The organism is Escherichia sp. E14V7 (assembly GCF_004212225.1).
Taxonomy (GTDB): Bacteria; Pseudomonadota; Gammaproteobacteria; order Enterobacterales; family Enterobacteriaceae; genus Escherichia.
In genome coordinates, this window is the sequence record NZ_RHJJ01000005.1 from 87,873 (window position 1) to 109,589 (window position 21,717).

Below are 21,717 nucleotides of genomic sequence, written 5' to 3' on the forward strand. Positions count from 1 at the left end.
TAGGGATTATGCCAGCCAGGCCTTGATTTTGGCTTCCATACCGGCGGCATCGAGGCCGAGTTCGGCGCGCATTTCTTCCTGCGTTCCTTGCGGAATAAAGAAGTCCGGCAGACCAATGTTCAGCACGGGTACTGGTTTACGATGGGCCATCAGCACTTCGTTCACGCCGCTGCCTGCGCCGCCCATAATGGCGTTTTCTTCTACGGTGACCAGCGCTTCATGGCTGGCGGCCATTTCCAGAATTAACGCTTCATCAAGCGGTTTCACAAAACGCATATCGACCAGCGTAGCGTTCAGCGATTCTGCGACTTTCGCCGCTTCTGGCATCAGCGTACCAAAGTTAAGGATCGCCAGTTTCCCACCACGACGCTTCACAATGCCTTTGCCAATTGGCAGTTTTTCCAGTGGCGTCAGTTCCACGCCAACCGCGTTGCCGCGCGGGTAGCGCACCGCGGACGGGCCATCGTTATAGTGATAGCCGGTATAGAGCATCTGGCGACATTCGTTTTCATCGCTCGGGGTCATAATGACCATTTCCGGTATGCAGCGCAGGTAAGAGAGATCAAAAGCGCCCTGGTGGGTTTGACCGTCAGCACCAACAATGCCCGCGCGGTCGATGGCGAACAGGACCGGAAGCTTTTGAATCGCCACGTCATGCAGCACCTGATCATAGGCGCGTTGCAGGAAGGTGGAGTAGATCGCGACAATGGGTTTGTAGCCTCCAATCGCCAGACCCGCAGCAAAGGTCACTGCGTGTTGCTCGGCAATTGCCACGTCGAAGTAGCGATCCGGGAATTTACGTGAAAACTCGACCATGCCGGAACCTTCACGCATCGCCGGAGTAATCGCCATCAGCTTGTTGTCTTTCGCTGCGGTTTCGCACAACCAGTCGCCAAAGATTTTTGAATAGCTCGGTAGGCCGCCGCTACTTTTCGGCAGACAACCGCTGGAGGGATCAAATTTAGGCACGGCGTGGAAGGTGATTGGATCTTTTTCTGCCGGTTCATAACCACGACCTTTTTTAGTCATGATATGCAGGAACTGCGGGCCTTTCAGGTCGCGCATGTTCTTAAGCGTGGTGATAAGCCCCAGCACATCGTGACCGTCAACCGGGCCGATGTAGTTAAAGCCCAGCTCTTCAAACAATGTGCCAGGCACTACCATGCCTTTAATATGTTCTTCGGTACGTTTGAGCAGCTCTTTAATGGGCGGCACGCCAGAGAAAACTTTTTTCCCGCCTTCGCGCAGTGAAGAGTAAAGCTTTCCGGAAAGCAGCTGCGCCAGATGGTTGTTGAGTGCGCCAACATTTTCGGAAATCGACATTTCATTGTCGTTGAGAACCACCAGCATATCAGGACGAATATCGCCCGCGTGATTCATCGCTTCAAACGCCATGCCAGCGGTAATCGCGCCGTCGCCAATCACACAGACGGTGCGGCGATTTTTGCCTTCTTTCTCGGCAGCAACCGCAATACCAATTCCGGCACTGATGGAGGTTGATGAATGCCCGACGCTTAATACGTCATATTCGCTTTCGCCGCGCCACGGGAACGGGTGCAGGCCACCTTTCTGACGGATGGTGCCGATTTTGTCGCGGCGTCCGGTCAAAATTTTATGCGGATAAGCCTGATGCCCCACATCCCAGATTAACTGATCAAACGGAGTGTTATAGACGTAGTGCAGCGCCACGGTCAGTTCGACCGTGCCCAGCCCGGAGGCGAAGTGCCCGCTGGAACGGCTCACGCTGTCGAGTAAATAGCGGCGCAGTTCGTCGCAGAGTTTCGGTAAACTCTCTTTCGGCAACAGTCGTAACTCCTGGGTGGAGTCGACCAGTGCCAGGGTCGGGTATTTGGCAATATCAAAACTCATCAGGGGCCTATTAATACTTATTGTTTATTTATTACGCTGGATGATGTAGTCCGCTAGCGCTTCCAGTGCCGAGGTATCGAGTGACTGTTCAGCCAGTTGTTTCAGCGACTGACGGGCATCGTCGATTAGATCCCGGGCTTTCTTCCGGGCTTGCTCAAGACCCAGAAGTGCAGGGTAGGTACTTTTACCAAGTTGCTGGTCGGCACCCTGGCGTTTTCCCAACGTTGCAGTATCTCCCACCACATCCAGGATGTCATCCTGAACCTGGAAGGCAAGGCCGATGCTCTCTGCGTACTTGTCGAGTACTGGCAGAGCACGACGCCCTTTATCTCCGGCGCTTAATGCACCAAGGCGAACGGCGGCGCGAATCAATGCGCCGGTTTTATGACGATGAATACGCTCGAGTGCGTCCAGAGGTACGTGTTTGCCTTCCGCATCTAAATCTAATGCCTGACCACCGCACATTCCGGCAATACCGCTGGCGCTTGCCAGTTCTGAAATCATCGAAATTCTGTCGCGGTCCGACACTTCCGGCATATCGGCATCGCTTAAAATCGAGAACGCCAGCGTTTGTAAAGCGTCGCCAGCGAGAATCGCGTTTGCTTCGCCAAACTTCACGTGACAGGTCGGCAAGCCGCGACGCAGATCGTCATCATCCATTGCCGGTAAATCATCATGAATTAATGAGTAAGCGTGGATACACTCTACGGCGGCGGCGGGTGCGTCCAGAGTATTCAGACTTACGCCGAGCATTTGACCGGTGGCATAAACCAGGAAAGGTCGCAGGCGCTTACCACCTAATAATGCGCCATACTGCATGGTTTCTACCACGGGAGTGTTCTGAAAGGGCAGTGGGGCGATAAAACGGCTCAGCGCCTGGTTGGCCTGCTTAACGTAGGCTTCGAGTTGCTGCGGAAAGTCCATTACTCATTGTCCGGTGTAAAAGGGGTTAGAGAGGCGTCTTCGTTGTCAGACAGCAGAATTTGTACGCGCTGTTCGGCTTGTTGTAATTTGGCCTGCCCCTGACGTGCCAGCTGCACGCCGCGTTCGAACTCGTTCAGCGCCTCTTCCAGCGGCAGGTCGCCACTTTCCAGACGGGTTACAATCTGTTCCAGCTCGCTCAGCGCCTTTTCAAAGCTGGCGGGCGCCTCATTTTTCTTCGGCATAATGAATGTCTGACTCTCAATATTTTTCGCCCCGTCATGGTAACGGACTCAGGGCAAATAGCAAATAACGCGCAATGGTAAGGTGATGTGCGCAGCAAAGCGATGTTAGTGGTATACTTCCGCGCCTGGATGCAGCCGCAGGTGTGGGCTGCTGTATTTTTCCCTATACAAGTCGCTTAAGACTTGCCAACGAACCATTGCCGCCATGAAGTTTATCATTAAATTGTTCCCGGAAATCACCATCAAAAGCCAATCTGTGCGCTTGCGCTTTATAAAAATCCTTACCGGGAACATTCGTAACGTTTTAAAGCACTATGATGAGACGCTCGCTGTCGTCCGCCACTGGGATAACATCGAAGTTCGCGCGAAAGATGAAAACCAGCGTCTGGCCATTCGCGACGCCCTGACCCGTATTCCGGGTATCCACCATATTCTCGAAGTTGAAGACGTGCCGTTTACTGACATGCACGATATTTTTGAGAAAGCGTTGGTTCAGTATCGCGATCAGTTGGAAGGCAAAACCTTCTGCGTGCGCGTGAAGCGCCGCGGTAAGCATGATTTTAGCTCGATTGATGTGGAACGTTACGTCGGCGGCGGTTTAAATCAGCATATTGAATCCGCGCGCGTGAAGCTGACGAATCCGGAAGTGACTGTCCATCTGGAAGTGGAAGACGATCGTCTGCTGCTGATCAAAGGTCGCTACGAAGGTATTGGTGGTTTCCCGATCGGCACCCAGGAAGATGTACTGTCGCTCATTTCCGGCGGTTTCGACTCCGGTGTATCCAGCTATATGTTGATGCGTCGCGGCTGCCGCGTGCATTACTGCTTCTTTAACCTCGGCGGCGCGGCGCATGAAATCGGCGTTCGCCAGGTGGCGCATTATCTGTGGAACCGCTTTGGCAGCTCCCACCGTGTGCGATTTGTCGCTATTAATTTCGAACCAGTCGTCGGGGAAATTCTCGAGAAAATCGACGACGGTCAGATGGGCGTTATCCTCAAACGTATGATGGTGCGTGCCGCATCTAAAGTGGCTGAACGTTACGGCGTACAGGCGCTGGTCACCGGCGAAGCACTGGGTCAGGTGTCCAGCCAGACGCTGACCAACCTGCGCCTGATTGATAACGTCTCCGATACGCTGATCCTGCGTCCGCTGATCTCTTACGACAAAGAGCACATCATCAACCTGGCTCGCCAGATTGGCACCGAAGACTTTGCCCGCACGATGCCGGAATATTGTGGCGTGATCTCCAAAAGCCCGACGGTGAAAGCGGTTAAATCGAAGATTGAAGCGGAAGAAGAGAAGTTCGACTTCAGCATCCTCGATAAAGTGGTTGAGGAAGCGAATAACGTTGATATCCGCGAAATCGCCCAGCAGACCGAGCAGGAAGTGGTGGAAGTGGAAACCGTCAATGGCTTCGGTCCGAACGACGTGATCCTCGATATCCGTTCTATCGATGAACAGGAAGATAAGCCACTGAAAGTCGAAGGGATTGATGTGGTTTCTCTGCCGTTCTATAAACTGAGCACCAAATTTGGCGATCTCGACCAGAACAAAACCTGGCTATTGTGGTGTGAGCGCGGGGTGATGAGCCGTCTGCAGGCGCTCTATCTGCGCGAGCAGGGCTTTAACAATGTGAAGGTATATCGCCCGTAATTTGTGGTTTTTACGTCGCATCTGGTCAGATGCGACGTTTGCCGCATCCGACACTACTCGTAATAATTATAAATCCCTGCCGCCATCACCAGTTGTGATGCTACTTCATGGGCTTTTTCACGCCCAACCAGCAAGTCAATAATTTTCAGACCAAAGTCGATAGCTGTACCCGGCCCCTGGCTGGTCAGCAATTTTACCCGTGCATCCCAGACGACGCGCTTGTCCTGCCATTGTTCAGCGGGAATTTTATCTTTCAGCGTCGGGAAGCCGGTCATATTGCCAATAGGGAAGATATCGTGCGGTACCAGCACGGTGGCTGGCGCGGCGCAAATCGCCGCGACGATACGCCCGGAACGGTGGAACTGTTTAACAGTTTCAACCAGCAGGGTGCTATCGCGAAAACACTCTGCGCCTTTAATGCCACCAGGCAGCACGATCACGTCATATTCGCCATCGGCAACTTCGACCAGCGGCGCATCCGCCAGCAGCTTCACGCCGCGCGAGCAGGTAATTGCCAGGTTGCCATCGCTGGCGACGCTGGCAGTGGTGACTTTGATCCCGCCGCGAACCAGCAGATCTATAGTGGTGACGGCTTCAGTCTCTTCACTACCAGGGGCGAGGCAAACCAGTGCCGATGCGCTCATATTCACTCTCCTTTCTTTTTACCATTTCAAACAGGCGGGTGTTTTCCGGTACGGCAATCCCATGCGCGCGGGCGCGACGTAAGAGAAAACCATTGATATAGTCGATTTCAGTGTGGCGCAGCGCGTGGATATCCTGCAACATCGACGAGATATTTTCCGCTGTGGCATCAATCACCTGCATCACGTAATCACGCAAATCTTCTGCTGAAGTATGATGCCCTTCGCGTTCAATCACTGCCGCGACTTCTTCGCATACCTGCATAATTTCTTGCGGATGATGACGTAATTCACCGTTCGGGCAATTCCAGATGGCGGTTAGTGGATTAATCACACAGTTGACTGCCAGCTTGCGCCACAGTTCGGCGCGAATATTGTTATGCCAGGCAACGTCAGGTAATACGGTTTGCAAAATATCCGCCAGATAACTGTAATCGCCGTCCTGTTGCCGTGCCGGACCAATATGCGTGATACCGTTTGCCACATGAATAATGACATTTCCGTCGCGGCGCGCCGCATGGGTGGTGGTGCCCATCAGTAACGGCTGCTGAATGCTTTGCAACTCTTCGATGGTACCCATGCCGTTGTGAATTAACAGTATTGGCGTGGTTACAGGCAGTGTGGACGCGAGGCTTTTGACGGCATCGGAAACCTGCCATGCTTTCAGCGTCACCAGTAACAGATCGCTGGTGGCCAGAAAATCGGGATCGTTAGCGGTCAGCGATTCGTTAAATATCGAACCGTCAGTCTCAACCAGATTCACGCTACAATAAGGTTGCGGTACGCGCAGCCAGCCCTGAACTTCGTGACCCTGTTTGCAAAGTGCTGTAAGCCATAATTGCCCTAAGGCACCGCATCCCAATACGGTAATTTTCATTGTTCCTCCTCACCCGCAACCACTCCGGGTGTTCAATAAGGCTATCCCTTAATTGTGCATGCTGTTGCGTCTATGCACAATTAAGGGATACGTCCTGGTGCAGGACTGTTGGTTATTTAACTTTGCAGGTATTATGCTTCGCATCAAAAATGAAGGGAGAGGAAAAGATGCCATCTTTCGATATTGTCTCTGAAGTTGATCTTCAGGAAGCACGTAACGCGGTTGATAACGCGAGCCGCGAAGTGGAGTCCCGTTTTGACTTCCGTAACGTTGAAGCCTCATTTGAGCTGAACGACGCCAGCAAAACCATTAAAGTGTTGAGCGAGTCCGATTTCCAGGTCAATCAGTTGCTGGATATTCTGCGTGCCAAGCTGCTGAAGCGCGGCATTGAAGGCAGTTCGCTGGATGTACCGGAAAATATCGTTCATAGCGGTAAAACCTGGTTTGTGGAAGCGAAACTGAAACAGGGCATTGAGAGCGCGACCCAGAAGAAAATCGTCAAGATGATCAAAGACAGCAAACTGAAAGTGCAGGCGCAAATTCAGGGCGATGAGATCCGCGTGACTGGCAAATCTCGTGATGATTTGCAGGCTGTCATGGCGATGGTGCGCGGTGGCGATCTCGGTCAGCCGTTCCAGTTCAAAAACTTCCGCGATTAATCGCGACAATGTGCGTTTTGTTCATGCCGAATGCGGCATGAACGCCTAATTCGGCCTACAAAGGCTTGTAACTCAGGAACTTTGTAGGCCTGGTAAGCGTAGCGCAGCAGGCAATTCGCCTCCTTTTTTATGCCTGACGAATTGCCTGTTCAACCTCAAAGCGATTCGTCACTTTGCTATCGATTTTCACGTAAGCTGAATGTTCTTCTTCTGCAATTAACACTTCTTTGACGCCTTCAGTTTCCAGCAAACGCACTTTTAACGCCTCGTTTGCGGCAATGTCCGCCGGGATTTCAATGCGCAAGCTGCTGACATACGGTGGTTCTTTCATGGTACTGGCGACTGCCAGCCACAATGCTGCCAGCATTACGCCAGCGAGAAAGACGCCCTGACCGTCAAACATGCCGTCAATCCAGCCGCCCAGCGAACCACCAATCGCCACGCCAAGAAACTGGCTGGTGGAGTAAACGCCCATCGCCGTACCTTTGTAACCAGCTGGAGACTCTTTACTGATAAGCGAAGGCAGAAGGGCTTCCATCAAATTAAACGCCACAAAGAAAAGCTGCACGCCGACCACCAGTTGCCAGAACTGCGTTTGTGCATTCCACAACACGATTTCCGCAACCACGATCAGCCCGACACAGAAGACAAAGACTTGTTTCATTTTGCGCTTAACTTCAGCGTAGATAATGAAAGGCACGACAGAGCCAAAGGCGATTAACATCGTTGCCAGATAGACCTTCCAGTGTTCAGCCGCCGGGAAACCCGCATCAGCCAGTTGCCCTGGCAGGGCAACAAACGTCGACATCAGCAGCATGTGCAGACACATAATGCCGAAGTTGAGTTTCAGCAGCCGTGGTTCCGCCAGCACTTTACTGAAACTGCCTTTCACCATCCCGGACTCACGATTAAGTACGTGCGTGCTGCTGTTGGGTACAACCCAAATGGTCAACGCAATGCCGATCGTTGCCAGAATAGCGATCATCCAGAACAGCGCGTGCAGCCCAAGTTTGTGAGTAATGATCGGGCCAAGCACCATCGCAATGGCGAAGGTAATGCCGAAGCTTACGCCAATAAACGCCATCGCTTTGGTGCGGTTTTGTTCGCGAGTGAGATCGGAAAGCAACGCCATAACGGCTGCGGCTATGGCGCCGGAGCCTTGTAGCGCCCGGCCCAGAATAATTCCCCAGATGGAGTTAGAGAGCGCAGCAATAACGCTACCGGCAGCAAACACTGCCAGTCCGCCGACAATTAATGGTTTGCGACCAATACGGTCGGAAAGCAGGCCAAACGGAATCTGAAAAACGGCCTGGGTCAGACCATAAATACCAATGGCAATACCGATTAATGCTTCGCTGGCGCCTTGCAGTGCCATACCGTACGTAGTCAGAACCGGCAGTACCATAAACATGCCCAGCATGCGCAATGAAAATACGGTCCCTAAACCCCAGGTCGCGCGCCGCTCACCTGGCGTCATTTTATAATCGTTCATTACCACCTCTTAAAAAATTGCCCACATAGTGTAGTGCGGAGCGCATGTTAGGTAAACAGAGTGTTAATGAGTAAATATTACATAAGAGAGTGATTTTTACGTCAGGTATGAGCTTCTCTCATATTCTTGCTATTAATATATCATGCGTTAAATATAACAAATGAAAAGTTCAAATGATTTTATCCTGCAACTAATGACATTATTTTCGGATTTATTGATGGGCGTGTAATTTTTTATCAAAGGATGGTGTTATTTTATCGCAATAAATAAAAGCGTTGGAGGCACTGGTTATGCTGTTTCAGCTTAAATGTTTACTTATTACCTGGGCCGTTATGGCAGCGTATTTATTCATGAGGTGGATGTTTGGTGGTTGAATATATCAAGGAGGAATGTATGTGGTCTGGTAAAGTTATTTTATTATCATTGGGTTTATCTCTGGCTTCTTTTTGTTATGCTTCAACAGATATTGATCAACTGTATGAACGTATTGTCAATAAAGATCAGACGGCGTTAAAAGAACTGCAAAAATTAGCTGATACCAATAACACGCAGGCGCTAGTGCTACTGGGATTTGTTTATGAACACGGAGTGACAGTATCTGTTGACATCCCAAAGGCGATTCAGTGGTATGAGAAAGCCTGTAACCAGGGGGGCGAATACGGTTGTTATAATGCACGTTATTTCTTTCAATATGGTAAAGGCATAACCCTGGATGTGACACGAGCACAGATGTATGCCAGTAAGTCGAAAACTGACGATCTTAATATTCCGCCTGATTTGATGAATAAAATAATTAATCAGGCCTATGAATTGAAATCCGGGGCCGAGACAGACAAAACGAAACGGGCGAGTTTAATTGAATTTGTCAGTCGTTATGTCGGTCAGGCACCCGAGAATGATTTGCTTTTTTGGGGGCGAATTGGTTTCAGTAAACCGGAAATTCTGCGTCTGGCGACTCTATGGGCGCAGGAAGGCGACCCCGAAATGGATTATATTGTCGGAAATCTTTATCTCGATGATTTTTCACCTTCTGATGATAGACGTTCTTTAGACACCATAAAGAAAGCACTGCAATGGTTTCGCACTGCGGCAGAAAAAGGTTATCCGATGGCGCAGTATACCATGGGCGATGCCTACGAAAATGGCAGTGCTGGTTTAACAATTGATGCTGTCGAAGCCAAAAAATGGTACGAATTAGCTGCAAATAAGAATGACGAAAAAGCATTAGTGGCCCTGGGGAATATTTACTATTCTGGGTTGACCGGTGAGGTTGATTATTCTAAAGCGAGCGTGCTTTTTGACAAGGCTGAACAGCAAGGGGCAAAAAAAGCCGCGTTGTGGTTAAGTTGGATGTATTACAACGGATTAGGTGAAACGCTTGATTGTAATAAGGCATGGGATTATTACGAAAAAGGTGCGGGGAAATATTCAATGAAATTTAATAAGGATGAATATTTAACCCGTTGTAATCAAGATCAGAAAACCCGAGAAACACAGGGTGATATTTTACCTTATCTCACGTTAAAACATTACGGGACCTATGGCTTTAACGCAAATGAAAAACCAAAAATATGCGATGTCAGTATTGAAATTAATGCAGATAAAATTAGTGGTATAACTAATTTGCAGTTGACGCTTGAGCTAAAGGGGAGTGAGGGAATGAGTAAAGAATATACCCTTTCTGTCCCTCCTTTTAGTTTGAATACGCTCGGTGTGGATATGTATAATAATTCCAGTCATATAAGAAAAAGCTATATAGACATCCCAATGTATAATCGTAATTTATGCGATTTTCATGATTTGACTTATTCTGTTAAAGCTGCGACGGCGATACTGAATGGAAAACAACGTGATTTATTAAAAGAAGAGCATATTCAGGTGCAAGATAAATAAGGGATATTTTATGTTGCCTAAAAGAATATTATTTTCTTTAATGCTGATAGTTTCACCAGGCGTGGTGGCAAGTGAGAAAGCGCATGAATTGTATGACAGCATATACGATGGTAAACCTGCGCCCGATGTTATAAGTACACTGCATAAAATGGCTGAATCGGGGGATGTCGACGCGCAGAGCCTGTTAGGCTGGGAATATTATCAGCCCCGCTATGATACGAAACCCAACGTGCAGGAAGCGATTAAATGGTTCGAGTTAGCCGCCAGGCAAGGTCATGGAGATGCTTTGCTGGCACTGGGAGATATTTACTATTCCGGTACACTTATACGGGTGGATTACGCCAAAGCGTATGCGTTATTTAATCAGGCCGCGCAGCACGGTATAAATTTAGCATGGTCCAGATTGGGTATGATGTACGCCAATGGTCAGTATGTTGAGGTAGATTGTAAGAAAGCGAAGGAATATCTTGATAAGGGTGTCCACATTTATGGTGGCCCGCAGAACTTTCTTGCCGCCTGTCGAAAAGACATGATTGACAGAAAAACGGTCGATGATATGTTGCCAGCCATCACAATTACCCATTCTGGAATGCGGGATAATTTTTTAGATGAGAGCTTTTCCTGTATGGACAGCCTCTTTGCCGAAACCAATAAATTAGGCGAAGTGGCCAATCTTCGTGTTACGTACAACATCAAGAGTCCGTCTGGTAAAGAAATTATCCAAACGGTTGGTTTCGAGCCTTTCGGCTTAAACCGGCTGAATATTAACTTTACTGATTACATAATTGGTTCGTTTAGCAGCAATTCATTGCTCCTTCTTTATAGATCCGATTTTGAGTCGAAAATGTGTTCACAGGTGAAGACTCGCATTATTGCCGCAACGGCAACGATAAAGGGTAAAGAAGTGGATCTGCTAAAAGTGGGGGCAATAAAAAACCCGCCAGAGTAAGCGGGTTTTTTGATGACGATAAGATTTACCAAACAGACGCCAGCAGCGTATGCGAGTCCGGCACCATAAAATCAACGGACATCATCACCGAGAGGGCAGTGATGGCGATGATAGAGAAGCCAAACAGCTTACGCGCCCAGACTCTGTCATCAGCAACTTTATAACCGCGCAGGGCCATGCCTAACCACCAGACGCTCACCGCTGCGGCGACCACCAGATATTTATACCCAGCGTAACCGCCAAGAGAGAGCATCAGCGTGGCAACGGCAAAGGCGATGATATACAGCGTGATGTGATTCTTCGCCACCGAAATGCCTTTCACCACCGGCAGTACCGGAATGTTTGCCGCCTGGTAATCCTTAAAGCGGAAAATGGCGATGGCATAGGAGTGAGGCATCTGCCACAGGCTGAAGATAGCCAGCAGGATCGCTGCGCCGCTATCGAACTCGCCGGTTACTGCACAGTAGCCAATCACCGGCGGCGCAGCGCCGGAGAGCGAACCAATCAATGTGCCGTAGACTGAGTGGCGTTTCATGTACAGGCTATAAACGCCGACATAAACCACAAAGCCCATCACCCCCAGCCAGCAGGCCAGCGGATTCGCGCCAAACCACAGCAGCATAAAGCCAGCAATACCCAGCAAGGTGGCGTACACCAGCGAGACAGCAGGAGAGATCAGGCCTTTAACCAGCACCCGATTCTTCGTCCTTTCCATCTTTCTGTCGATATCCCTGTCGATGTAGTTGTTAAACACACAACCCGACGCCACAACCAGTGACACCCCAACCAGCGTGTAGATAAACAGGGGATAATCAATGCTGCCCTTTGAGGCCAGCAGGAATCCCCCAATCACCGAGATCAGGTTGCCAAAGATGATGCCTGGTTTCGTTACTTGCAGGTATTGCTTAAACATCATAACCGCCGCTCTTAGTGCATCATCATGTTGTAGTTGAGGTTCCACATAATCCAGATGGAGCCTACAACCAGGATAGCGATGATTAGCACGGTGAAGACAAACGCCGTCATGTTCCAGCCTTCATCTGATTTGGTATTCATGTGCAGGAAGCACACCAGATGCACCAGAACCTGTACCACTGCCATTGCCAGGATTGTTCCCAGAATTACGGCCGGAGAGGCAGAACCTGTCATTACCATCCAGAACGGGATCACCGTCAGGATTACCGACAGGATAAAGCCTGTCATGTAGGTTTTTACGCTGCCATGGGATGCGCCGCTATGTTCGTTAGAATGACTCATTACATCGCCCCCATCAGATAAACAACAGTGAACACACAGATCCAAACCACATCCAGGAAGTGCCAGAACAGGCTCAGGCACATGATGCGGGTACGGTTAGTGCTGGTCAGGCCGCGACGGGCGATTTGCACCATCAGCACCGCCATCCAGATAAGACCGGAAGTGACGTGCAGACCGTGCGTGCCGACCAGCGCAAAGAACGCTGACAGGAAGCCGCTGCGATCCGGACCCATGCCGTTAACAATCAGGTGATGGAATTCATAGATTTCCATCCCGATAAATCCGGCACCAAACAACCAGGTCAACGCCAGCCAGGAGATAACCTGGCTTTTGTTGTTTTTGTACATGGCGATAGCCGCCATGCCGTAGGTGATGGAGCTGAACAACAGCAAGAAAGTTTCAACCAGAACGAACGGCAGTTCGAAAATGTCCTTACCTGTCGGGCCGCCTGCGGTGCCGTTCACCAGAACGGCATAGGTAGCAAACAAGATGGAGAACAGAATGCAGTCGCTCATCAGGTAGATCCAGAATCCGAAGATTTTGGTTCCGCCTGCATCGTGGTGCCCGTGTTCGTGCGCGTGGGCAGTCGCGTGCGTCAAAGTATCAGTTGCCATTTTTCAGCCCTGCCTTAGTAATCTCATCGAAATGCTGGTTTTCCAGTTTTTCGATTTCTGCCACCGGCACGTAGTAATCCACGTCCTCGTCGAAGCTTTTCACGATCCAGGTGATGATCATGCCTGCGAAGCCAACAATCGCCAGCCACCAGATATGCCAGATCATGGCGAAACCGAAGATGGTGGAGAAAGCTGCAATGACGATACCGGCGCCGCTATTTTTCGGCATATGAATTTCTTCATAGTGGTCAGGCTTTTTGTACGCTTCGCCTTTTTCTTTCATTTCCCAGAATGCATCACGCTCGTGAACGTGCGGCACAATGGCAAAGTTATAGAACGGAGGCGGGGAAGAGGTTGCCCACTCCAGCGTACGGCCACCCCACGGGTCGCCAGTCAGGTCACGGTTCTGGTCGCGGTCGCGAATAGAAACGTACATCTGAATCACGAGGCAGAGAATACCCAGCGCAATCAGTACCGCACCGCTGGCTGCAATCATCAGCATGGTGTGGAACTGCGGGTCAATCTGCTGGCTTAAACGACGAGTCATACCCATGAAGCCCAGCGCATACAGCGGCATAAAGGCAACGAAGAAGCCGATGATCCAGAACCAGAACGCGCGTTTACCCCAGGTTTCGTTCAGTTTGAAACCGAACGCTTTAGGCCACCAGTAGGTCATCCCTGCGAAGCAGCCGAAGACCACGCCGCCGATGATAACGTTATGGAAGTGCGCAATCAGGAACAGGCTGTTATGCAGAACGAAGTCCGCGCCCGGTACTGCCAGCAGCACACCAGTCATACCGCCCACCGAGAAGGTGACGATAAAGCCGATGGTCCACAGCATCGCAGAATGGAACACGATGCGGCCCTGATACATGGTGAACAGCCAGTTGAAGATCTTCACCCCGGTCGGGATGGCGATAATCATTGTGGTGATACCAAAGAAGGCGTTTACGTTCGCGCCCGCACCCATCGTAAAGAAGTGGTGCAGCCAGACGATAAACGACAGCACGGTGATACAGACGGTTGCCCATACCAGCGAGGTATAACCAAACAGGCGTTTACGCGAGAAGGTTGCCGCAATTTCGGAGAACACACCGAAAACAGGCAGGATCAGGATGTAAACTTCCGGATGGCCCCAGGCCCAAATCAGGTTGATGTACATCATCATGTTGCCACCCATATCGTTGGTAAAGAAATGGGTGCCCAGATAGCGATCCAGGGTCAACAACGCGACGGTAACCGTCAGAATTGGGAAGGAAGCAATAATCAGAATGTTTGCGCACAGTGATGCCCAGGTAAATACCGGCATCTTAAACATGGTCATGCCAGGTGCACGCATCTTCAGAATGGTAACGAAGAAGTTGATACCGGTTAGCGTCGTACCTATACCGGATAGCTGGAGACTCCATATCCAGTAATCGACACCGACTCCCGGACTGTACTCTATTCCCGATAGCGGTGGATAGGCCAGCCAGCCGGTCTGCGCAAATTCGCCCACGCCGAGAGAAACGTTAACCAAAATCACACCAACAACGGTAAACCAGAAGCTTAAGTTGTTGAGGAACGGGAACGCAACGTCACGCGCGCCAATCTGCAGCGGAACCACCAGGTTCATCAGACCGATAACGAAAGGCATCGCCACGAAGAAGATCATAATCACGCCGTGCGCGGTGAAGATCTGATCGTAGTGGTGAGGCGGAAGGAAGCCCGCTTCGCCCGCCGAGGCAAGGGCCTGCTGGCTACGCATCATAATGGCGTCAGCAAAACCACGCAGCAACATCACAATCGCCACGATGATATACATGATACCGAGGCGTTTATGGTCGACGGAGGTCAGCCACTCTTTCCACAGGTAGGTCCACTTACCGAAGTAAGTGATCAGGCCAACGAGCGCCAGACCTCCCAAAATAATGCCAGCGATCGTAACCATGACGATAGGTTCATGGTACGGGACTGCATCAAGTGATAATTTTCCGAACATCTTTATTCTTCCTCAACCCCTTTAATGGGCGGATTCCGCGTGGCTCATGTCCATGCCTTCCATACCTTCGTGTGCGCTGTGCTCACCTTCTGGCTGGGTCATGTCCATGCTCTTACCGTGAGCCATAAACTTATTAATCACATCGGCAAACAAGTCTGGTTTCACGTTGGAGAAATATTCCACCTGGTTGTATTCGCTAGGCGCGGCCAGTTTTTCGAACGCTGCCATGTCAGACATGCTGTTCGGCGACTGTTTCGCTTTTGCGACCCACTGGTCGAATTCGGCGCGATCCGGCGTTGCGATAGCTTTGAACTTCATGCCTGAGAAGCCCGGACCGCTGTAGCTGGCGGAGATACCGTCATAAGTACCGGGTTCGTTGGCGATCAGATGCAGGCGAGTCTGCATACCGGCCATGGCATAAATCTGGCTACCCAGACGCGGAATGAAGAAGGAGTTCATCACGGAGTTGGAGGTCACTTTGAAGTACACCGGAGTGTTCGCCGGGAAAGCGATTTCATTCACGGTAGCAATTCCCTGTTCCGGGTAGATGAAGAACCATTTCCAGTCCATGGAAACCACTTCGATGGTAATGGGCTTCTCGTCATGCGCCAGCGGCTTGCTAGGCTCAAGAGCGTGAGTAGTTTTCCAGGTCAGTACCGCAAGGAAGATGATGATTAAGATAGGTACCGTCCAGACCACAGCTTCCACTTTATTGGAGTGTGACCAGTTCGGGCTGTACTTAGCATCTTTATTGCTCGCACGGTACTTCCAGGCGAAACCAACAGCCATCAAGATTGCGGGAATAACGACAATCAACATCAGGCCAAATGCCGTCAGTATCAGTGAACGTTGCTCCAGACCAATCTGTCCTTTGGGATCTAACAGCGCAGAATTACAACCACTGAGCAATACAGTGCCTGCAAATAATGACAACCATCCCAAACTTTTATTGTATTTCCTGAGTCTCATTTAACGACCTCAATTCCACGGGATCTGGTGGCGTTTAAAGTGTGTGGGCATTTTACGGGAAGGTTACATTACTGTAAACATGATTAAATTCCTGTTACTTGGATTTGGCTGCCAGGTCACATATGTTGCAAAACATATCAAGCTGGTTTTAAGAAGCTGTTGCAAAAGGGCGTTATAACGAAAGGGGCGCGCGGAAGGGGGGTAGCAGGGCAATTGGTATAACCAACTCAAAATAAAACAATTATTTAACAAATAATTATCATTGAAGTGACAATTTAGGTAAGGGGAAATAAAGTGTCATTAGCTGAATCGTGTAAGAAAAATAGAATTTATAAATGGCGTCAATAATTTTAGAAATCTAAGCCGCACAAAAGAACAAATATTATTAAGCGATGCTGATGTTTATTTAGCCGTAATAATTACGCCGGGTGATTACTACAGCTAAATAATATTCACAGATTACGTCAGATGTGTTTTTCGTAGCGCCAGATAATCCAGCAAACCACCAAACACGACTCCGCCCAGGGCGACTAAAACGCCGACTTCCAGCAGAGCAGGCAGGAAAGAGAAGTGGGTCAAATCCAGCGCGTCCATCGTCAATAGCAGTAACCACACGGTTAACAGACTGACGCCCGTTGCCAGCGTCGACATGGCAAAGGCATAACCTGCCGGATACCCGGTACGAGGGATAAAGTCGTTATTGACCCATGTGTACTCCAGCGTGCGGCGGCAAACCAGCAGCAAAATAAGTCCAGGTACGGCGGCGGCAACAGAGAACAGATAGAACGTCGGCCAGCCGTGAGCTTCAACAAACCAACCTGCTACTGGTCCTACATAAACCCGTCCTACAGCAGAAAGCGCCGAGAGCAGGGCGAACTGGGTAGCGGAAAATGACTTATTACACAGGGTCATTAATAGCGCCACAAATGCTGATGTTCCCATCCCGCCACACAGATTTTCGAAAAAGACAGCCGCGCCCATGCTGTAGAGATGCTTATCAGTCACGGAAAGTAGCCAGTAACCGGCGTTGGACGCACCTTGTAAAAGGCCGAAAATCATGAGCGCACGGAACAATGACAGGCGCTGCATTAAAATTCCGCCGAACAATGCGCCGACGATAGTCGCCAGTAGACCGAGCGTTTTGTTAACTACACCCACTTCGCCGGCATCAAATCCGACGCCGCGAATCAAAAACGTGGTTGTCAGGCTCATGGCGAAAGCATCGCCCAGTTTGTACAGTACGATTAAAAGCAGAATCAGCCATGCGTTATTGCGGCCAAAGAAATCACGCAATGGTGCTACAACGGCTCGTTCCAGCGTTTTGGGTACAGGAATGGTGTCGGTTGGTTCTGGTGCAAGCAGTGTCGCGATAATACAGGGGATCAGCAGCGCCGCCATCAACCAGTACATGCCTTGCCAGCCCAGCCATTTATCCGCCAGCCATAAAGCCAGGCCGCCGGATACCAGCATCCCCAGGCGATACCCCAGCACGCTGATTGCTGCACCTGCGCCGCGTTCTTCCGCTGGAAGCACATCCGTTTTCCAGGCATCAAAGACGATATCCTGGGAGGCGGAGCAAAAAGCGATCACCACCGCCAGAGCTGCCATCCAGCGTAATTGGGTGCCAGGTTCGAGAAAACCCATCGCCGCAATGGACAGTAACAATAGAGTTTGTGTAGCGAGCAGCCAACCGCGCCGACGTCCGAGGAACGGTGGGGTGTAGCGGTCCATCAGCGGGGACCAGAGAAATTTAAATACATAAGCCTGGCCTACCAGAGAGAAGAAACCGATGGTTTTAAGATCGATATTCTCAACGGTCATCCACGCCTGTAACGTGCCGGATGTCAGGGCTAGCGGTAGCCCGGATGCAAAACCCAGGATCAGCAAAATGGCTGAACGCGGCTGTTGGAAAATACGTAAATATTGACTGGACATGGGCGTCTACAGGCCCGGTTTGCACCGGGCCAGAGGGCAGAAATTAACGCGCGTTCTGCTTGATGAATTCGTGAATGCTGGTGTCCTGAGACATGTCAGCAATGGTGTCGGTCAGCACACTGTTAACCGCATCGGCGATATTTTTGTTGGAAGCCTGAAAAGCGCCTTCAACGTTGTAGCTGGCACGATAGTTTTTGGTCATCTTGTTGCCATTCTGCGCGGTGGCGATGATGGCGATATCTGCTTTAGTGGCGATGTTGTAACGCACGTTACCCTGGGACACGTCAGCATACAGTTGGCTAACGATGATTTGCAGATTAACCGGACCATTTGGGCCGACCATGTAACCACGTGCGGTCATTTGTTTTTCCAGCACTTCTTGCAGCAGGAAACGCAAATCGCGAGAGGCGGTCAGGGTGACAATCTGATTATCGCGGGTCACTTTCGCCAGCGCCTGATCGGTACGTTGATCGGCACCATTAATGCTAACGGTGACGCCCATCAGGCTTGGATCCTGCTGCGGCAGCGTCATCGTTGGGGAAACGTCAATCGTCGTTGGTGGTGTTGCGCATCCTGCAAGCATAAACAGAGCAACTAATGGGAAGAGGATTTTTTTGAACATGTTCTGGCTCTCAGAGACTGGTAAGCGTGTTTGGTAAAAATTCTCGCCATCATAACATTGCCAACGACGAGGGGAAGTGGGTAAGGCATGTAAATTCATCGTGTTGACGAAATAATCACCGTGAGTAAAAGAATCACTCGTGCGCAGCCTGTGAATTAATCTTTAAATCAGTAAACTTCATACGGTTGACTGAAAAACTGGGACGAAAGCTAAATATTTGTTGCTAAGCTGTAATGGTAACGGTAAAAGCGGCTAGTATTTAAAGGGATGGGTGACATCTCAGCGTTGTCGGAGGAGATATTTCATGATGATACGTGAGCGGATAGAAGAAAAATTAAGGGCGTCGTTCCAACCCGTATTCCTCGAAGTTGTGGATGAAAGCTATCGTCACAATGTCCCAGCCGGCTCTGAAAGCCATTTTAAAGTTGTGCTGGTCAGCGATCGTTTTACGGGTGAACGTTTTCTGAATCGTCATCGAATGATTTACAGTACTTTAGCGGAGGAACTCTCTACTACCGTTCATGCGCTGGCTCTGCATACTTACACTATTAAGGAATGGGAAGGGTTGCAGGATACCATTTTTGCCTCTCCTCCCTGTCGTGGAGCAGGAAGCATCGCGTAAAAACGCATTTGCAACCGTCAGCGCTTTTCCAGTATGTTGCTAAAGATTTTATGAAAAACGGCCTGTGGGCCGTTTTGTTTTGTCTGGATTTTGTGCTTTTTGCCCAGCATTCAGACGAAAATTCCCCGGGAATTGTGAAAAAATACGCGGTAGCGCGCAATAACCGTTCTCGACTCATAAAAGTGATGCCGCTATAATGCCGCGTCCTATTTGAATGCTTTCGGGATGATTCTGGTAACAGGGAATGTGATTGATTATAAGAACATCCCGGTACCGCGAAGCCAACAACCTGTGCTTGCGGGGTAAGAGTTGACCGAGCACTGTGATTTTTTGAGGTAACAAGATGCAAGTTTCAGTTGAAACCACTCAAGGCCTTGGCCGCCGTGTAACGATTACTATCGCTGCTGACAGCATCGAAACCGCTGTTAAAAGCGAGCTGGTCAACGTTGCGAAAAAAGTACGTATTGACGGCTTCCGTAAAGGCAAAGTGCCAATGAATATCGTTGCTCAGCGTTATGGCGCGTCTGTACGCCAGGACGTTCTGGGCGACCTGATGAGCCGTAACTTCATTGACGCCATCATTAAAGAAAAAATCAATCCGGCTGGCGCACCGACCTATGTTCCGGGCGAATACAAGCTGGGTGAAGACTTCACCTACTCTGTAGAGTTTGAAGTGTATCCGGAAGTTGAATTGCAGGGTCTGGAAGCGATCGAAGTTGAAAAACCGATCGTGGAAGTGACCGACGCTGACGTTGACGGCATGCTGGATACTCTGCGTAAACAGCAGGCGACCTGGAAAGAAAAAGACGGCGCTGTTGAAGCAGAAGACCGCGTAACCATCGACTTCACCGGTTCAGTTGACGGCGAAGAGTTCGAAGGCGGTAAAGCGTCTGATTTCGTACTGGCGATGGGTCAGGGTCGCATGATCCCGGGCTTTGAAGACGGTATCAAAGGCCACAAAGCTGGCGAAGAGTTCACCATCGACGTGACCTTCCCGGAAGAATACCACGCAGAAAATCTGAAGGGTAAAGCAGCGAAATTCGCTATCAACCTGAAGAAAGTTGAAGAGCGTGAACTGCCGGAACTGACTGCAGAATTCATCAAACGTTTCGGCGTTGAAGATGGTTCCGTAGAAGGTCTGCGCGCTGAAGTGCGTAAAAACATGGAGCGCGAACTGAAGAGCGCCATCCGTAACCGCGTTAAGTCTCAGGCGATCGAAGGTCTGGTAAAAGCTAACGACATCGACGTACCGGCTGCGCTGATCGACAGCGAAATCGACGTTCTGCGTCGTCAGGCTGCACAGCGTTTCGGCGGTAACGAGAAACAAGCGCTGGAACTGCCGCGTGAACTGTTCGAAGAACAGGCTAAACGCCGCGTAGTTGTTGGCCTGCTGCTGGGCGAAGTTATCCGCACCAACGAGCTGAAAGCTGACGAAGAGCGCGTGAAAGGCTTGATCGAAGAGATGGCTTCTGCGTACGAAGATCCGAAAGAAGTTATCGAGTTCTACAGCAAAAACAAAGAACTGATGGACAACATGCGCAATGTTGCTCTGGAAGAACAGGCTGTAGAAGCTGTACTGGCGAAAGCGAAAGTGACTGAAAAAGAAACCACTTTCAACGAGCTGATGAACCAGCAGGCGTAATTTACGCAGCATAACGCGCTAAATTCGCACAAAGGCCCGTCACCGCCAGGTGGTGGGCTTTTTTTTGTCATGAATTTTGCATGGAACCGTGCGAAAACGCTCTTTCGGTGTTAGCGTAACAACAAAAGATTGTTATGCTTGAAATATGGTGATGCCGTACCCATAACACAGGGACTAGCTGATAATCCGTCCATAAGGTTACAATCGGTACAGCAGGTTTTTTCAATTTTATCCAGGAGACGGAAATGTCATACAGCGGCGAACGAGATAACTTTGCACCCCATATGGCGCTGGTGCCGATGGTCATTGAACAGACCTCACGCGGTGAGCGCTCTTTTGATATCTATTCTCGTCTACTTAAGGAACGCGTCATTTTTCTGACTGGCCAGGTTGAAGACCACATGGCTAACCTGATTGTGGCGCAGATGCTGTTCCTGGAAGCGGAAAACCCAGAAAAAGATATCTATCTGTACATTAACTCCCCAGGCGGAGTGATCACTGCCGGGATGTCTATCTATGACACCATGCAGTTTATCAAGCCTGATGTCAGCACCATCTGTATGGGCCAGGCGGCCTCGATGGGCGCATTCCTGCTGACCGCAGGGGCAAAAGGTAAACGTTTCTGCCTGCCGAACTCGCGCGTGATGATTCACCAGCCGCTGGGCGGCTATCAGGGCCAGGCGACCGATATCGAAATTCATGCCCGTGAGATTCTGAAAGTTAAAGGGCGCATGAATGAACTTATGGCGCTCCATACGGGTCAATCATTAGAACAGATTGAACGAGATACCGAGCGCGATCGCTTCCTTTCCGCCCCTGAAGCGGTGGAATACGGTCTGGTCGATTCGATTCTGACCCATCGTAATTGATGCCAG

General features: G+C 50.1%; 20 protein-coding genes. 7 read left to right on the forward strand and 13 right to left on the reverse strand.

Annotated elements, in window-relative coordinates; genetic code table 11:
- Window positions 1-6: 6 nt before the first annotated feature.
- Genes dxs through xseB form a run of 3 tightly spaced genes read right to left on the reverse strand, consistent with a single transcriptional unit; the run spans window position 7 to window position 3,035 of the window.
- Window positions 7-1,869: a 1-deoxy-D-xylulose-5-phosphate synthase gene (gene dxs / locus D9741_RS06310; RefSeq protein WP_130215433.1), complete on the reverse strand. Its 1,863-nt coding sequence runs from the start codon at window positions 1,867-1,869 to the stop codon at window positions 7-9.
- 24 nt (window positions 1,870-1,893) lie between these two features.
- On the reverse strand, window positions 1,894-2,793 hold the full coding sequence (ispA, locus tag D9741_RS06315) for a (2E,6E)-farnesyl diphosphate synthase (RefSeq protein WP_130215435.1): 900 nt from the start codon (window positions 2,791-2,793) through the stop codon (window positions 1,894-1,896).
- Complete coding sequence (xseB, locus tag D9741_RS06320; RefSeq protein ID WP_001124935.1) at window positions 2,793-3,035, reverse strand: exodeoxyribonuclease VII small subunit; 243 nt, start codon at window positions 3,033-3,035, stop codon at window positions 2,793-2,795. The genes ispA and xseB overlap by 1 nt, the downstream gene beginning before the upstream one ends.
- Before the next feature lie 205 nt (window positions 3,036-3,240).
- On the opposite strand from xseB, the gene thiI reads away from it, so the two are divergent.
- On the forward strand, window positions 3,241-4,689 hold the full coding sequence (gene thiI, locus D9741_RS06325) for a tRNA uracil 4-sulfurtransferase ThiI (protein WP_000668682.1): 1,449 nt from the start codon (window positions 3,241-3,243) through the stop codon (window positions 4,687-4,689).
- A gap of 53 nt (window positions 4,690-4,742) precedes the next feature.
- On the opposite strand, the gene yajL is transcribed toward thiI, so the two are convergent.
- A complete protein-coding gene (gene yajL, locus D9741_RS06330; protein WP_001276309.1) occupies window positions 4,743-5,333 on the reverse strand; it encodes a protein deglycase YajL in 591 nt (196 codons plus the stop codon).
- Complete coding sequence (gene panE, locus D9741_RS06335) at window positions 5,296-6,207, reverse strand: 2-dehydropantoate 2-reductase (protein WP_130215437.1); 912 nt, start codon at window positions 6,205-6,207, stop codon at window positions 5,296-5,298. The genes yajL and panE overlap by 38 nt, the downstream gene beginning before the upstream one ends.
- A gap of 167 nt (window positions 6,208-6,374) precedes the next feature.
- Between panE and yajQ the strand changes: the two genes are divergently transcribed.
- Window positions 6,375-6,866: a nucleotide binding protein YajQ gene (gene yajQ / locus D9741_RS06340; RefSeq protein WP_001138904.1), complete on the forward strand. Its 492-nt coding sequence runs from the start codon at window positions 6,375-6,377 to the stop codon at window positions 6,864-6,866.
- Window positions 6,867-6,993: 127 nt separating this feature from the next.
- On the opposite strand, the gene D9741_RS06345 is transcribed toward yajQ, so the two are convergent.
- Complete coding sequence (locus D9741_RS06345; protein WP_130215439.1) at window positions 6,994-8,358, reverse strand: MFS transporter; 1,365 nt, start codon at window positions 8,356-8,358, stop codon at window positions 6,994-6,996.
- A gap of 393 nt (window positions 8,359-8,751) precedes the next feature.
- Between D9741_RS06345 and D9741_RS06350 the strand changes: the two genes are divergently transcribed.
- The gene (locus D9741_RS06350; protein WP_130215441.1) at window positions 8,752-10,251 is read left to right on the forward strand and encodes an SEL1-like repeat protein; all 1,500 of its coding nucleotides are present in this window, start codon (window positions 8,752-8,754) and stop codon (window positions 10,249-10,251) included.
- 10 nt (window positions 10,252-10,261) lie between these two features.
- On the forward strand, window positions 10,262-11,200 hold the full coding sequence (locus D9741_RS06355) for a tetratricopeptide repeat protein (RefSeq protein WP_130215443.1): 939 nt from the start codon (window positions 10,262-10,264) through the stop codon (window positions 11,198-11,200).
- 25 nt (window positions 11,201-11,225) lie between these two features.
- Here D9741_RS06355 and cyoE read toward each other — a convergent pair whose 3' ends face one another.
- The 7 genes from cyoE to D9741_RS06390 all read right to left on the reverse strand — a co-directional run bounded on the left by cyoE (window position 11,226) and on the right by D9741_RS06390 (window position 18,578).
- Window positions 11,226-12,116, reverse strand: coding sequence for a heme o synthase (cyoE, locus tag D9741_RS06360; RefSeq protein WP_130215445.1), 891 nt, complete (start codon window positions 12,114-12,116; stop codon window positions 11,226-11,228).
- Window positions 12,117-12,127: 11 nt separating this feature from the next.
- The gene (locus D9741_RS06365; protein ID WP_130215447.1) at window positions 12,128-12,457 is read right to left on the reverse strand and encodes a cytochrome o ubiquinol oxidase subunit IV; all 330 of its coding nucleotides are present in this window, start codon (window positions 12,455-12,457) and stop codon (window positions 12,128-12,130) included.
- Window positions 12,457-13,071: a cytochrome o ubiquinol oxidase subunit III gene (locus D9741_RS06370; RefSeq protein WP_000179819.1), complete on the reverse strand. Its 615-nt coding sequence runs from the start codon at window positions 13,069-13,071 to the stop codon at window positions 12,457-12,459. The genes D9741_RS06365 and D9741_RS06370 overlap by 1 nt, the downstream gene beginning before the upstream one ends.
- A complete protein-coding gene (gene cyoB / locus D9741_RS06375) occupies window positions 13,061-15,052 on the reverse strand; it encodes a cytochrome o ubiquinol oxidase subunit I (RefSeq protein ID WP_130215449.1) in 1,992 nt (663 codons plus the stop codon). The genes D9741_RS06370 and cyoB overlap by 11 nt, the downstream gene beginning before the upstream one ends.
- Before the next feature lie 21 nt (window positions 15,053-15,073).
- Window positions 15,074-16,021: a cytochrome o ubiquinol oxidase subunit II gene (cyoA, locus tag D9741_RS06380; RefSeq protein WP_001239440.1), complete on the reverse strand. Its 948-nt coding sequence runs from the start codon at window positions 16,019-16,021 to the stop codon at window positions 15,074-15,076.
- 459 nt (window positions 16,022-16,480) lie between these two features.
- Window positions 16,481-17,956: a muropeptide MFS transporter AmpG gene (gene ampG / locus D9741_RS06385; protein ID WP_130215451.1), complete on the reverse strand. Its 1,476-nt coding sequence runs from the start codon at window positions 17,954-17,956 to the stop codon at window positions 16,481-16,483.
- A 43-nt stretch (window positions 17,957-17,999) separates the two neighbouring features.
- Window positions 18,000-18,578, reverse strand: coding sequence for a lipoprotein (locus tag D9741_RS06390; RefSeq protein WP_130206262.1), 579 nt, complete (start codon window positions 18,576-18,578; stop codon window positions 18,000-18,002).
- A 304-nt stretch (window positions 18,579-18,882) separates the two neighbouring features.
- Between D9741_RS06390 and bolA the strand changes: the two genes are divergently transcribed.
- The 3 genes from bolA to clpP all read left to right on the forward strand — a co-directional run bounded on the left by bolA (window position 18,883) and on the right by clpP (window position 21,711).
- Window positions 18,883-19,200 (forward strand): transcriptional regulator BolA, encoded by a 318-nt coding sequence (gene bolA / locus D9741_RS06395; protein ID WP_130215453.1) that lies wholly within the window; start codon window positions 18,883-18,885, stop codon window positions 19,198-19,200.
- Between the two features lie 343 nt (window positions 19,201-19,543).
- Window positions 19,544-20,842: a trigger factor gene (gene tig, locus D9741_RS06400; RefSeq protein WP_001198386.1), complete on the forward strand. Its 1,299-nt coding sequence runs from the start codon at window positions 19,544-19,546 to the stop codon at window positions 20,840-20,842.
- Window positions 20,843-21,087: 245 nt separating this feature from the next.
- On the forward strand, window positions 21,088-21,711 hold the full coding sequence (gene clpP, locus D9741_RS06405; RefSeq protein ID WP_000122253.1) for an ATP-dependent Clp endopeptidase proteolytic subunit ClpP: 624 nt from the start codon (window positions 21,088-21,090) through the stop codon (window positions 21,709-21,711).
- Window positions 21,712-21,717: the final 6 nt, after the last annotated feature.